The organism is Streptomyces sp. NPDC046805, from assembly GCF_040645355.1.
Taxonomy (GTDB): Bacteria; Actinomycetota; Actinomycetes; order Streptomycetales; family Streptomycetaceae; genus Streptomyces.
In genome coordinates this window covers 1-12,991 of sequence record NZ_JBEYYC010000030.1, presented here as the reverse complement: position 1 = coordinate 12,991, position 12,991 = coordinate 1, and the positions used below count along the sequence as shown (strand labels likewise).

Annotated in this window: 14 protein-coding genes; 6 read left to right on the top strand and 8 right to left on the bottom strand. The window is 72.6% G+C overall.

Annotation, left to right across the window (positions count from 1 at the left end; genetic code table 11):
- Nucleotides 1-3: 3 nt before the first annotated feature.
- The 3 genes from ABZ910_RS27780 to ABZ910_RS27770 all read right to left on the bottom strand — a co-directional run bounded on the left by ABZ910_RS27780 (nucleotide 4) and on the right by ABZ910_RS27770 (nucleotide 3,005).
- A complete protein-coding gene (locus ABZ910_RS27780) occupies nucleotides 4-927 on the bottom strand; it encodes a pyridoxamine 5'-phosphate oxidase family protein (RefSeq protein WP_361369926.1) in 924 nt (307 codons plus the stop codon).
- A 154-nt stretch (nucleotides 928-1,081) separates the two neighbouring features.
- Complete coding sequence (locus tag ABZ910_RS27775) at nucleotides 1,082-2,071, bottom strand: nitroreductase (protein WP_361369924.1); 990 nt, start codon at nucleotides 2,069-2,071, stop codon at nucleotides 1,082-1,084.
- Nucleotides 2,072-2,126: 55 nt separating this feature from the next.
- A complete protein-coding gene (locus ABZ910_RS27770) occupies nucleotides 2,127-3,005 on the bottom strand; it encodes a universal stress protein (protein ID WP_361369922.1) in 879 nt (292 codons plus the stop codon).
- Nucleotides 3,006-3,505: 500 nt separating this feature from the next.
- Here ABZ910_RS27770 and ABZ910_RS27765 point away from each other — a divergent pair, with 500 nt between their 5' ends.
- Nucleotides 3,506-4,381 (top strand): CBS domain-containing protein, encoded by an 876-nt coding sequence (locus tag ABZ910_RS27765; RefSeq protein ID WP_361369920.1) that lies wholly within the window; start codon nucleotides 3,506-3,508, stop codon nucleotides 4,379-4,381.
- A 26-nt stretch (nucleotides 4,382-4,407) separates the two neighbouring features.
- On the opposite strand, the gene ABZ910_RS27760 is transcribed toward ABZ910_RS27765, so the two are convergent.
- Nucleotides 4,408-4,863 (bottom strand): pyridoxamine 5'-phosphate oxidase family protein, encoded by a 456-nt coding sequence (locus tag ABZ910_RS27760; RefSeq protein ID WP_361369918.1) that lies wholly within the window; start codon nucleotides 4,861-4,863, stop codon nucleotides 4,408-4,410.
- A 348-nt stretch (nucleotides 4,864-5,211) separates the two neighbouring features.
- Here ABZ910_RS27760 and ABZ910_RS27755 point away from each other — a divergent pair, with 348 nt between their 5' ends.
- Complete coding sequence (locus ABZ910_RS27755; protein ID WP_361369916.1) at nucleotides 5,212-6,930, top strand: GAF domain-containing protein; 1,719 nt, start codon at nucleotides 5,212-5,214, stop codon at nucleotides 6,928-6,930.
- A gap of 234 nt (nucleotides 6,931-7,164) precedes the next feature.
- Nucleotides 7,165-7,872 (top strand): CBS domain-containing protein, encoded by a 708-nt coding sequence (locus ABZ910_RS27750; protein ID WP_361369914.1) that lies wholly within the window; start codon nucleotides 7,165-7,167, stop codon nucleotides 7,870-7,872.
- 82 nt (nucleotides 7,873-7,954) lie between these two features.
- Here the strand turns inward: ABZ910_RS27750 and ABZ910_RS27745 are convergent, their stop codons facing one another.
- From ABZ910_RS27745 to ppk2, 3 genes are all read right to left on the bottom strand, one after another.
- A complete protein-coding gene (locus ABZ910_RS27745; protein ID WP_361370086.1) occupies nucleotides 7,955-8,575 on the bottom strand; it encodes a CBS domain-containing protein in 621 nt (206 codons plus the stop codon).
- Nucleotides 8,576-8,649: 74 nt separating this feature from the next.
- Complete coding sequence (locus ABZ910_RS27740; protein WP_361369912.1) at nucleotides 8,650-9,111, bottom strand: cyclic nucleotide-binding domain-containing protein; 462 nt, start codon at nucleotides 9,109-9,111, stop codon at nucleotides 8,650-8,652.
- A 440-nt stretch (nucleotides 9,112-9,551) separates the two neighbouring features.
- Nucleotides 9,552-10,355 (bottom strand): polyphosphate kinase 2, encoded by an 804-nt coding sequence (gene ppk2 / locus ABZ910_RS27735; protein ID WP_361369910.1) that lies wholly within the window; start codon nucleotides 10,353-10,355, stop codon nucleotides 9,552-9,554.
- A 167-nt stretch (nucleotides 10,356-10,522) separates the two neighbouring features.
- On the opposite strand from ppk2, the gene ABZ910_RS27730 reads away from it, so the two are divergent.
- The 3 genes from ABZ910_RS27730 to ABZ910_RS27720 all read left to right on the top strand — a co-directional run bounded on the left by ABZ910_RS27730 (nucleotide 10,523) and on the right by ABZ910_RS27720 (nucleotide 12,528).
- Entirely contained in the window at nucleotides 10,523-11,281 is a 759-nt protein-coding gene (locus ABZ910_RS27730; protein ID WP_361369908.1) for an HAD-IA family hydrolase, read from the top strand.
- Between the two features lie 16 nt (nucleotides 11,282-11,297).
- On the top strand, nucleotides 11,298-11,582 hold the full coding sequence (locus ABZ910_RS27725; protein ID WP_361369906.1) for a DUF1876 domain-containing protein: 285 nt from the start codon (nucleotides 11,298-11,300) through the stop codon (nucleotides 11,580-11,582).
- A 268-nt stretch (nucleotides 11,583-11,850) separates the two neighbouring features.
- On the top strand, nucleotides 11,851-12,528 hold the full coding sequence (locus tag ABZ910_RS27720; protein WP_361369904.1) for a histidine phosphatase family protein: 678 nt from the start codon (nucleotides 11,851-11,853) through the stop codon (nucleotides 12,526-12,528).
- Between the two features lie 32 nt (nucleotides 12,529-12,560).
- Here ABZ910_RS27720 and ABZ910_RS27715 read toward each other — a convergent pair.
- A partial coding sequence (locus ABZ910_RS27715) for a DUF418 domain-containing protein (protein WP_361369902.1) occupies nucleotides 12,561-12,991 on the bottom strand: 431 nt, incomplete at its 5' end.

Sequence of the window (12,991 nt, the reverse complement as noted above, 5' to 3'; positions counted from 1 at the left end):
CGTCTACCGAGGGGCCGGAGTGATACGACGGCCGGTGAGGCTCGTGGGCCGGATCGACACCCACATCTCGCGCTCCCCGCCCGCCCATGGCGTGGTGTAGGCGTGTTGGGCGAGCCGGCGCACGGCGTCGGGATCCGTCACGACGTTCGCGGGGCCGACGGCGAGCACGCTCCAGCCCTGGCTCAGCGCCTCGTCCAGGTGGTCGACCTCGAAGGCGACCTCCGTCTCGGCGGCGGCTGCCGCGACGGAGTCGGGCGCGGTGCGGAAGACGATGGCGTCGTCGACGACGTCGTAGTTGACCGGCACGACGGCCGGGCGACCGTCGGACGCCGACACCGCGACGCGCCCCACCCCATGCGTGGAGAGCAGAGCGCGGCACTCGTCCGGGCTGAGGTCGTGCAGCTGAGGGTGCAGCAGCGCGTGGCCCTGACCGGGTGGGAGATCCATCCCTCCGCCACGCAGAGCGTCGACCGTGGTGCCCAGCGCGTCCGCCAGCCTGACGAGAGTCGCCACCGTCGGGTCGGCGGGCCGTTCTTCCAGATACGCCAGGTAGTCGGACGACATCCGGGCGCGGCGGGCCGCTTCCTCCCGGCTGAGCCCCTGCCGGTGGCGTTCGACGGAGACCCGTCGGCCGATGTCGCCGGGATCGGGTCTCCGGGCCGACGAGGGGACCGTCGACACGGCTTCCGCGCCACCCGTGTCCGGCTGTGCCGCGCCGCCCGTGGTCCCGGGCTGCCCGTGTTCGAGATGCCGGATGTGTGCGTCGGGCCCGGGGAAGACGAGGGTCACCTCGTCCGTGTCCGACCAGCGCACATCGTAGGGAGGCGTGCCGTCGTCGTGGTGGAGTCCGACGATCTCGCCGTCGCGCCGGGAGGCGCCGGTCGTGGGACTTTCGATGACCAGTTGGTCGCCGAGGTGAGCTCGCATGATCGCCGCCCTCTCCCCAGAGTGGTGCTGTATCCAACCTGCCACGCGGGACACACCGCCGCACGGGCGAGAGCTCCGCGGCCTGCTCACCGGTGCGGCCTGCCGCGCCCCGTCTCATGCCGAAGCCTGGGCTGTGCGCACCTCGCCCCCCGCCTCAGACGATGTCGAGCAGTTCGGCCACCGGGCGCCGGGGACTCGGGTGGCCTTCCGGGCCGTAGCCGAGACGCAGAATCATCTGCACATGGGCCATGGCCGAGACCGGGTCGCGGGCCACCCACCGCAACTCCGGCCATTCCAGGGGCTGTGACGTCATCGAGGCGACCAGCCCGTGCAGGGTGGCCAGCAGCAGGACGTGCTCCAGCGCCTGACCCGCGCGCAGCCAGTCCGCCGGTTCGTCATGGGCGGTTCCCAGCAGGGCGATGTGCGGATTCCTCTCGAAGCGGGCCCAGCCGCGTCCGGGTACCGCGCGGCCGGCGGCGAAGTCGCGCACAGGGGCTTCGGCGCCGCGTGGGCGAGGGCCGAACGCCTCGGCGGGGATCCCCTCCGACACCCCGGCCGTGCCCCGCGGCTCCGTCCGGGCCCAGCGTGCGGTCTCACCCCGTACGCCGGGGTCGACCGCCTCCCGGCCCTCGGCGTCCCGTACGAGCTCCAGCAGTGACCGCACGTGCCAAGCCCCGGGGAAGAGCAGCTGGGCGCCCTCGGAGCGCGCCGCCTCGTACAACAGGGCCTCCAGCGGGGCCGGGATGTCCTGCTCGCGGAAGGGACGGCGGCTGCAGTGACGGCGGCGAATCGCCGGGTGCAGCCGGGCGAGGGCCTGGTCGGGGGACACCGTGGCGCGCAGGCCGACCTCGGCGAGCAACTCGGCGTCCGCCGGATCCGGCAGCAGCCGGACGTCCGGTGCCAGCCCCGCCGCGGCGGCGGCCACGCGCAGGTTGAACAGCGCGGCGCCGCAGCCCACATGCAGGCCACGGGCGTCCGGGTCGGTCCGCGGCAGTGCCCGCGCCGGGTCGGCGTACAGGCGCAGGACGCCGTCGGCGGACAGGAAGCGGAAGATCCAGGGCTGGGCGTTGTGCAGGGACGGTGCCGCCACGGCGTCCGCCACGAGCGCGGTGACGGTGCCCGCGTCCGGTGCTGGTGCGGTCACGGTGCCTTCCCTTCATCACCCCTGAGGAACCTCGTCGCCTGCGAGGAAACGGGGTTCACGTCTGTGGTGCCGGAACCGCGAGCACCGGACAGCGGGCGTGCTGCAGCACTCCCTGGCTGACCGAGCCCAGCAGCAGACCGGTGAAGCCTCCGCGGCCCCGCGTCCCCACCACCAGGCCCAACGCGTGGGCGGAGGCCTCGGTGAGCGCCTCCACGGGATGCCCGATGACCAGCTCGGAGTGCAGGTCCACGTCCGGGTAGCGGTCGTGTCGGCCGGCCACGCACTCGGACAGCAGGCGGCGGCACTCCTGCTGTGCCGCGATCTCGTTGAGGAACCCCAGCGGCCCGGGCTGCCACACGTACAGCGCCCGCAGTTGCGCGCCGCGCAGGGCGGCCTCCTCGAAGGCCAGGTCTACCGCGGCGGCGGAGAGCTCGCTGCCGTCGACGCCGACGACGTAGTACGCGGGGTCCTGCGTGATGTGCTCCGCCTCCGGTACGACGACCACCGGGCAGTGCGCGCGGGCCATGACCGGCACGGCGACCGAGCCGGAGCCGAGCGCCTCCTGGGCCCGGCTCAGATGCTGGGATCCCAGTACCACGGCCGTCGCGTCGCGGCTCTGCTCGCGCAGCACCCACACCGGGTCGCCCTCGGCGAGCAGGGTGTCCGCCTCGACCCGCGGGTGCCGGGCCGCGACGAAGGCCACGGCCTCCTCGAGCACCTCCGTCCCGGCCTTGTGCAGCGCCTCGTTCCATTCCTCCCAGGACGGCGGGACCTCCCGCCGGTAGCCGCCGGTCGGCACACCCTCCGCGTGGACCACACGCAACGGCAGCCGACGGCGGGCCGCGTCGTCGGCCGCCCAGGCGAGCGCCATGCGCAGACTGGGATCCGGGTCGACGCCCACGACGATCGGCCGGCTGTCACTCGGCCCGGACATGACCGCCTCCCGCAACCGTCTCGTCGGGAGCCGACGGTGGGTCGGCCGATGGCGTGCCCCGTACGGCGATCTCGTGGCCGGCACGGACCCGCAGGACGGCGCCGGTCGCCTCGGGACATGTCCTCGGGTCTGCCTTCCCGGCCCGTGCTGGAGCCCTCATCGTCCTTGCCTCCTCCCTGCGGCGGCGTGCTTCCCGCAGTGGTGCGTTGCCTGCGGCGACGCGGAGCGAGGTCGCCACCGTCCCCATCGAAGCCCCCGGTGCGCCGGGGCTCCAGGGGCCATTGGTCCTCGTGCGGGACCCGTCGGCCCATCGGGGTTCGGTCACTTCGGGGCCGGTCACTCCGGGGGTGGATCTGAGCCGACCCGGACTTCGGGGTCTGCCCCGCACCGCACCGGACAGGGCCGTCACGCCGCCGTACCAGGGCCGTTCGGCTCTTGGCGTGGGCCAGTGGAGCGGAAGACTGGGACGGTAGGCAACTCGACGGAGTCCGGAGGCCATCGTGAACGCGCACGAGAATTTCTCCACGGGGTCCGATGCCGGACGGTCCGTGCCCTCCCGTTCCTGGAACCCCGGCGACACGGCACGCGAGGACAGGCTTCTCCGCTACCTGGGCGCCGTCGCCACGGCCGCCGCCACGCACGCCGGCACCCAAGCCGCGCCGGTCGCCGACCGCGACACAGCTCATCCGGCAGCGCCGATCGTCTCCGCCGTGGGAGGGGCTTCACCGGCCGAGGCCAAGCTTCCGCTGGTGCGGGACGTGATGGACGTACCTGCCGCGTCCGTCCCTGAGGACCTGCCGTACCGCGACATCGCCCGCCTGCTGGCGCGCGAGCAGACGGGCGCGGTCCCGGTCGTCGACGCGGGGGACCATGTGATCGGCGTCGTCTCGGAGTCCGATCTGCTGGCGAAGGTGGCCTTCGAGGTGTCCGGTCACCGGCCCGGACCCATCGGCAGGCTGCGCGAGCGGCGGCTGCACGGCAAGGCCCGCGGTGAGACGGCGGCCGACCTGATGACGAGCCCCGCGATCACGGTGCTGCCGGGTGCGACGGTCGCCGAGGCCGCGTGGCTCGTCGCACTCTCCCGGCTGAAGCGGCTCCCCGTCACCGACCACGAGGGACGCCTGGTCGGCGTCGTGCGCCGCAACGCGCTGCTGCAGACCCTCATCAGGGACGACGCGGGAATACGGACCGAGGTCGAGACCACGATCGAAGCCCTCTGCCCGCCCGATGACCGGGACGAGGTGGTGGTGGCCGTGCACGACGGCATCGTGGAACTGAGCGGACGGGTGCCGACGGCGACGAGGGACCGGCTCGTGGCCGAGGTCGAGCAGATCGTCGACGTCGTCGAGGTGAAGAACCTCCTCACCGCCGGCTGACCCCACCGGAATCAGTGGTCCTCGCATCAGTGGTCGTCAGGCGCGTCGCCCGTCGGCGTGAGCAGGACGCCGGTGACGAGGTCGGGATGGATGCGTACCGCGTGGTCCGCGCCCGGCTCGGCCGCCCAGGGCTCCAACAGGGCCCGGATACGGGCCAGTTCCTCGCCGTCGGTCACCACGTGCGCGTAGCCCGTGACCACCACGCTCCAGCCGAGGTGCGTATCCGGGTCGATGACGTCGGCCTCGTAGGCGACGACGACACCCGGGCCCTCGGCCTGATGGTCCCGGGAGGTCAGGGCCGCGCCCTCATAGGTGCGGATGACGATGTCGCCGCCGTCCAGTACGTGGTTGACCGGGCGCACGGTGGGCAGGGCCTGCAGGGTGAAGACGACCCTGCCCAGGGACACGCTGCCCAGCAGCCGCAGGGCCTCCGCCGCGTCGAGGTCGATGCGCCGGTGCGCCGGGATGTCGTCGGGGAACATGGCTGAGCTTCTTCACACGTGGGTCGCTGTGTGCCGCCTGCACCGAAGCGCCGGGCGGATGCGGGGCCGGGGGAGCGGGATGCGGGCGTAACGACACCGCCAGGGGGCGGGACCGGTGCCGCTTCTGCTCTCACGCTCTGCCATGCCGTGCTCCCTCTCCAGTGCCGACCGGTCCCGATCGCAGGGCCGGACGTCCCCGGCGCACCATGTGCCGTCGCCGGCCTCGATCCCGTCCGGGGCGGCCCCCCTTTGCTGTGGAGTACCGCCTCCCGCCGGGGGCCGATACCGTGGAGACGAAGCGATCCGACGGGACCGTGCCCGCGTGCCGACGGGACCAGGAGGAGCGTGGTGACCAGCCCCGAGGCCCCGCGCGTACGACTGCCTCAGCTGAAGCTCGACGAGCTGCTGGAGGAGCTGCAGGCCCGGATCGACGCGGCCCGGGGCACCCGGGACCGGGTGCACAGCCTGCTGGAGGCGGTCCTCTCCGTCGGCCGGGAACTGGATCTGGAGCAGGCCCTGCACTCCATCGTGGACGCGGCCGCAGTCCTCGTGGACGCCGAGTACGCGGCGCTCGGCGTCATCGGCCCCGACGGCAGGACCCTGTCGGCGTTCCACACCGTGGGCGTGACCGGGAGGCAGATCGCCGCGATCGGCCCCTACCCCGAGGGCCACGGAATCCTGGGCGAACTGATCCGTCACCCGGAGCCGCTGCGGCTCGCGAAAATCTCCGAACACCCGTCCTCGTACGGCTTCCCGCCGAACCACCCGCCCATGAACCGCTTCCTCGGCGTCCCGATCCGGGTCCGCGACCAGGTCTTCGGCAACCTGTACCTGACCGAGAAACGCGGCGGCGCGGAGTTCGACGAGGAGGACGAGTCGGTGCTGTCCACGCTGGCCGTGGCCGCCGGCGTGGCCATCGACAACGCCCGCCTGTACGAGGACTCCCGGCTGCGCGAACGCTGGCTGCGGGCGAACGCCGACATCACCCACAGCCTGATGTCCGGCAGCGCCCGCGCCGAGGCGCTGGACCTGATCGCCGAACGGGCCCGGGAGATCACCGGATCGGCGCTGGCAGCGGTCGCGATGCCCGTGGCGGAGACGAAGTCGCTCACCGTGGAGATCGCCGTCGGAGTGGACGCCGAGGCACACCGCGGGCTGGTGCTGCCCATGCACGAAAGCCTGATGGGACTGGCCTACACCGCCGCCGCCCCGGTCGCCAGCGCGGACGTCACCCAGGACCCACGAATCTCCCAGGAACCCCCGCGCTTCGCCGGCCTCGGCCCCGCCGTCGCCGTCCCCATCGGTACGGCCGAGGGCGGCACCCGCGGCGTGGTGCTGCTGGCGCGCGCGGCCGGGCGGCCGGCCTTCTCGGAGCGGGAGACCGAGATGCTGCAGGGCTTCGCCGCACAGGCCGCCCTCGCGATGGAACTGGCCGAACGCCGCCAGGACGCCGAGCGGATCGCGGTGCTCCAGGACCGCGACCGCATCGCCCGCGACCTGCACGACCTGGCCATCCAGCGGCTGTTCGCCACGGGCATGACGCTGCAGAGCACGGGCCGCTTCATCGACCACCCGGAGGCCTCCCAGCGGGTCCAGCGGGCCGTCGACGACCTGGACGAGACCATCAAGATCATCAGGTCGGCCATCTTCGGCCTGCGGACCCACGAGGGCGCCGTCGGCAGCGGACTGCGGGCGCGCGTCGTCGGCGTGGTCGGCGAGGCGGCTCCCGTGCTGGGCTTCGCCCCGAGCCTGCGCATGGAGGGCCTGGTCGACACCGACGTACCGCGTGACGTCGCCGACCACATCCTGGCCGTGCTCTCCGAGGCCCTCACCAACATCGCCCGGCACGCCCGCGCCGACCGCGCGCAGGTCGCCTTGACGACGGACGGCCGCGAGGCGGTTCTCACGGTCTCGGACAACGGCGTGGGCATCCCCGCGCAGGGCCGCCGCAGCGGGCTGCGCAACATGGCCGAGCGTGCGGAACAACTGGGCGGACACCTGACCGTGTCCAGCCCGGAAGACGGCGGCGCCGTGCTGGAGTGGCGGGTCCCACTGCCGGCGACGTAGCGGGCCGCCGGGACCGGCCGTCTTGGCGGGCACCTGCCTCCTGGCGGCCACCTGTCACCTGGACGGTGCGCGGGGACATCTCGCCGTACAGGGGCCGCGCCGTACCCCGGACCCGGACCCGGCCCGCCGGACCCGCCCGGCCCCGTGGACGGGCCACTCGGCCCATGCGCTCGACGAACCGCGGTAGCAGGCTGAAAGTGTCGTAGCAGCACGGCATCCGAGCTGGAGGACGCCATGGACGGCACTCCGACCGTGGACGACGTGATGACCCGCACGGTCGTCGCCCTGCGCACGGGCGCGGCCTTCAAGGACATCGCGAAGACGATGCGGGAATGGCGCGTGAGCGCCCTTCCGGTGCTGGACGGTGAGGGGCGCGTCGTCGGCGTCGTCTCGGAGGCCGATCTGCTGCCCAAGGAGGAGTACCGCGAGGGCGAAGCGGGCGACGCGGGCCCCTACGGACAGATGCGGCACGTCGCCCACGTCCGCAAGGCGGGTGCGGTGACCGCCGAGCAGCTGATGACCAGCCCGGCCGTCACCGTGACGCCCGGTGCCACGCTGGCCCACGCCGCGCGTCTCATGGCCCGCAGTGGGGTCAAGCGGTTGCCGGTCGTCGGCCACGACGGTGTGCTGAAGGGCATCGTCAGCCGCTCCGACCTGCTGAAGGTCTTCCTGCGCGAGGACGAGGACATCGCCGAGGACGTGCGGCGGGAGGTCGTAGTACGCCTCTTCGGTACGGCCCCGGCCCCGGTGGGTGTCGAGGTGCGCGACGGAGTCGTCACCCTCGCCGGCCGCGTCGACGACACGGCGCTCGTACCGCTCGCCACGCTGCTGGCACGGGCCGTACCGGGCGTCGTCGATGTCCACTGCGTCCTGATGGGCCGCCGGCGTCACCCGAATCTCGACCCGGACCTGCCGGAGCCGAAGCGCACGACCTCCGGCTGACGACGGCCTCCGGCGGCGCGAGGTCGAGCGCCGCCGGCCACGTCGCCACCATGCCGCGACCGTTCGGTACCACCCCGCCGGATCAGTCCGTGTCGGCCGCCGTGATCCGGCAGTCCACATCCACCACGCCCTCGACGCCCCGCACCATGCGAACGGCCAGCGGAATCCGAGCGGCGTCCCGCACCCGGCCGGTGAGTGTCGCGACTCCGTCGGCGACCATGATGTGCACGGGCTCGACGGGCGCCGGGAAGAGGACGTCGACGATGTCGCGCCGGATCTCGTCGGCAAGGTCGTTGTCCGGGCGCAGGAAGACCTTGAGCAGATCCCCGCGGCTGACCACGCCTTCGAGCAGCCCCTCTGAGTTCACGACGGGCAGTCGTTTGACGTGTCGCAGCGCCATGATGCGGGCCGCCTCGGCCAGGGTGGCGTCGGAGTGGACGGTGACGGCCGGGGTGCTCATCAGCTCCTCCGCGGTCAACGCCCCGGCCTTGGCGAGGTCGGACAGCCGGTGTTGCCGGGTGAACCGCTCCGGATCGCTGTCCCGGAACTCCTCCTTGGGCAGCAGATCGGCCTCCGAGACGAGTCCGACCACCCGGCCGTCACCCTCCAGCACGGGCAGGGCGCTGACCTGCCACCGCTCCATGCGCGCGACGATGTCCTTGAACGGGGCTCCGCGCCCCACCGCCACGACGGCACACGACATCACGTCACCGACACGGCGCGGACCGCCGGGCAGGCCCGCCTCCTCGGCATGCCGACGAGGTTCGGGGACGGCGGTCACGTCAGGCCCCCGCTGCCGTAGGGCGCGTAGAGATCGAGCAGCCGGATGCGAGAGGCGTGCAGCCGCTGGGCGACCACGCGCCCGACCCAGACCGCGATCGCCCGGCCGAACTCGGCGTCCTCGGCGCACATCCTCCGCACCGCCTCGGCGTCGATCTCCCATGCCCGCACCGGGGTCATCGCCTCGGCGCCCAAGTGCCAGACGTACGGCGGGAAATGCCAGGACCAGCCGACCAGTTCGCCGTGGCCGAGCGATTCGATGACGGCGGGGCGGCGGCCGGGCACGCGCAGGTCGAGGGTGACGGTCCCGGTGCGCACGATCCAGAAGCGGTCGGCGCGCCGGCCCTCCGCGAACAGACGGGCCCCGTCCTTGAAGGCGACCTCACGGGCCGCCTGCATCAGCCGCTCACGGTATTCGGCGGGGAGCGCCGCATTCATGGTGGTGGTGGCGGAGGTCATCGCACCGGCTCCCTTCGTGGTTCCTGACCCCAGCGTGCGCGCGGCACCGGCCTTCCACCACGGGCCGCCCGGGCCCGACGAGGGACTTTCGGCCCACGCGGAGCCGAGGAAAGAGCACTGGCAGTGGGGAGCCACGAGGGCGCGGCATGACAGGACGGTCGGCCACGGCTCGGCACGACAGGACACAGCACGCCACGGCACGCCACGACGGGAAGGACATCCGCTTCTCGTGGATCCGGATTGCGCGGTGCGTGGCTGCGGGCCACTTCTCCGCGTCTCGAACGGTCCTTCCCGCCACCACCAGCACATCACGGGAACCGCCCGACCACCAGGGCCGAGCGGCCCCGATACGACCGATGCGCCCGATACGAGGGCACAGGCCAGGAGTCCGAGAAGGCGAGGACCGCCGAGAACGGCGAGTGAGCCCGCGGTCGGCGGCTTCAGAGGTTCACCGTGTGATCCGGCACGTACGTCTGCAGGTCCCGCGGCGTGCGCTCGTAGCCGGTCGACGGTGGCCGGTCCGGCAGTTCCAGGACCGGTGGGGGCACGTCGTGGTACGGGACGGAGTCCAGCAGGTGGGCGATCATGTTCAGCCGGGCCCGGCGCTTGTCGTCGCTCTCGACGATGTACCAGGGCGCCTCCGCGACGTCGGTGTGCACCAGCATCTCGTCCTTGGCGCGGGAGTAGGCCTCCCAGCGGGTGATCGACTCCAGGTCCATCGGCGACAGCTTCCAGCGCCGCACCGGATCCTCGAGACGGCGCCGGAACCGCTCCTGCTGCTCGGCGTCGCTCACCGAGAACCAGTACTTGCGCAGCAGGATCCCGTCCTCGACCAGCATCCGCTCGAAGATCGGGCACTGACGCAGGAAGCGCTGGTGCTCCTCCTTCGTGCAGAAGCCCATCACGTGCTCGACGCCGGCCCGGTTGTACCAGGACCGGTCGAACAGCACGATCTCCCCCGCGGCCGGCAACTGCTCCACGTACCGCTGGAAGTACCACTGCGTCCGCTCGCGCTCGGTCGGCTTGGGCAGCGCTGCGATCCGCGCCACGCGCGGGTTGAGATACTCGGCGACCCGTTTGATCGTGCCGCCCTTGCCTGCCGCGTCCCGCCCCTCGAAGACCACGACCAGCCGGACGCCCCCCGCCCGAACCCACTCCTGCAGCTTCACCAACTCCGTCTGCAGGCGCAGCAGTTCCTTCTCGTACACCTTGCGCGGCAGCGCCGGCGCCTTCTTGTCGCCCATGCTGCACCGTACTTTCCGACGAGAGCCCGCGCACGCCGGATGGGCCGGGGCGGACGCGTGAGCTGGGAGCACATCGAGGCCGGAACACGTCACAGCGCTGCTGCCCAAGCGGAACCCACCGGTGGCGTACAAGCTGGATATGTCCACATGTGCGGAGAGGAGCCTCCATGGCGGTGCGGTCCCGCGGCGCGCTCGTGCCCGCGCTGCGTGACGTCGACGCGGTCGTGCTCGACACCGACGGGGTGATCACCGACTCGGCCCGGCTGCACGCCGCTGCCTGGAAGGCGGCCTTCGACGCGTTCATCAGCGAGTGCCCGCCCGAGGAGCCCGGGCATCGGCGCCCCTTCGACACCCAGGACGACTATCTGCGGTACGTCGACGGCCGGTCCCGGCTGGACGGCGCCGCCGCGTTCCTCGCGTCACGCGGCCTCGCCCCGTCGTCGGAGGCGGTGCGCGCCGTGGCCGCGGAGAAGGAGCGCCTGTTCACCGAGCAGCTGCGCGCGCAGGGCGTCCGCGCCTATCCCGGTTCCGTGCGGCTGGTGCGCGCCCTGCGCGGGGCAGGAGTCCCCGTCGCGGCGGCCTCGGCGTCACGCCACGCTCGTGAGCTCCTCACCCTGGCCGGGGTGCTGGACCTCTTCGACGCCCTGGTCGACGGCGGCGAGGCGGCCCGGCTCGGGCTAGCGGGCAAGCCGCAGCCCGACCTGTTCCTGGAAGCGGCCCGGCGGCTGGGCGTCCCCGCCGAGCGTGCCGCGGTCATGGAGGACGCTCTGGCCGGTGTCGAAGCGGGCTGCCGCGGACACTTCGCCGTCGTGGTCGGTGTGGACCGCACGGGCGGCGCGGACAGCGGACAGAGGCTGCTGCGGTACGGCGCCGACGTCGTCGTACACGACCTCGGAGAACTGCTCGAAGAGGGACCTTCACCGTGAGACGAGGAGAAGCACGATGTCGCACACCGGTGAATGGACAGTCCGCCTCCAACTCTTCGAGGAGGAGGGGACGACGAAGGTACGCGTGCTGCTGGACACCGGAACCACGGAGCTCACCGGCCAGGGCGTGGCCCACCGCAACCCGGCCGACGTCGATGTGCCGGAGATCGGTGACGAACTGGCGGCGGGCCGGGCTCTGCACGACCTCGCCCGGCAGCTGGTGGAGGCCGCCGAGCGCGACATCGAGGGCATGGGCGCCGAACGGCCGGCCATCCAGCAGGTGGCCGGCTGGCCGATCTGAGCGGCGGATGCGTCGTGCCGAGCACTGTGCCACGGGTGTGCCGAGCGCTGTGCAGCGCGAATGAGGCGTCGAGCCCGTCCGGGTGGGAGGGCCGCGTCGGCCACTCGGCGGGGTGCCTTCGGACACTTGACGGATGTTGCGGCGGGATGTTTTTACCGACCCTGGTGTGCATGAGTCACGACGCGCACTCGCCCGCGCCATCCGCTGCAGGGCAGGGCTGTCCGGACTCTTACTGGGCCTTTTGCCGGGCCTGGAAGGAGGCAGGGATATGACCGTTCGCCTGACGTTTCTGTGTGCACCCGGCGGTGACGCCACCGTGGATCCGCTCCTCGGCGACGCTCCCCTCAGCGAGCACAGCCTGCATGCGGCAGGCGCCGTGGGAGCAGCGCTCCCTCGGGAGGGGCTGGCCGTTCGGGCCCCCTCGGTCCGCTGCTCGCAGACCGCTGACGCCGTCCACCTGGTGGCCGTGTCCGAACCTGCGCTGCGCGACATCGACCTCGGCACGTGGTGCGGTCGTAGCGTGCACGACATTGCCGCGAGCGACCCCCAGGGGTACAGCGCGTGGCTCACGGATCCGGATGCCGCACCCCACGGAGGCGAGTCCGTACGCCGGCTCTGCCGCCGCACCGCGGACTGGTTGAGCTGCGTGGCGTCCGACAGGGGCGACGCGGTGGCCATCACCGAAGCAGCCGTGGTCAGGGCGGCGCTCGTCCACGCTATGGGCGTACCCGCACGAGCCTTCTGGCACCTCGCCGTACCGCCCCTGTCCGTGGTCTCCCTCACCTGGCGAGGCGGCTCCTGGGACGCCCGGCTCGGCTACGGCACCGCCGGTACGCTCGACGACGGCTCCTCGCCCGATCAGCTACACCCGTACGCGCCGATGGTGACCGGCCCGCGCCGCCCCGCCCGGGTGGCGGGAAGCGATCACGTCCAGCGCGGAGAATGATCTCCGTCGTGTAGGGGAGCGCGGGAGCTCCCCTACCTGACGTGCCGCGCAGGTTGTGTGGCCACGTGGAGGAGGTGCTCCAGGGGGCCGCGCCGGTAGCGGCGGCTCCACACCATCGCGAGGAGCGCGGCCGCCGCGATGAAGCCCAGCAGCACGGGCAGGGCGGACAGGGTCCCGCTGTCGACGGCCGGCACGTACCAGACGTCGGCGAAGAACCAGAGGGCGACGATGTGCAGGACGTACACGCTCAGGCTCATCGTGCCGACCGCCGCGACGGGCTTCGCCAGGCGCGTGAGGCGTGGCATCCGGTCGGCGACGGTCAGGCACCCTGCCACGACGGCGAGAGCGACGCCCGTGTTGCCGAGGATGGAGAAGGTCGTCTGGCTGTGTGGCGCCGCCACCAGCAGCCAGGCGAGCGGGGCGCGGGCCCCGGGTTCGCCGACGGCGTCGGACCACCAGGCGG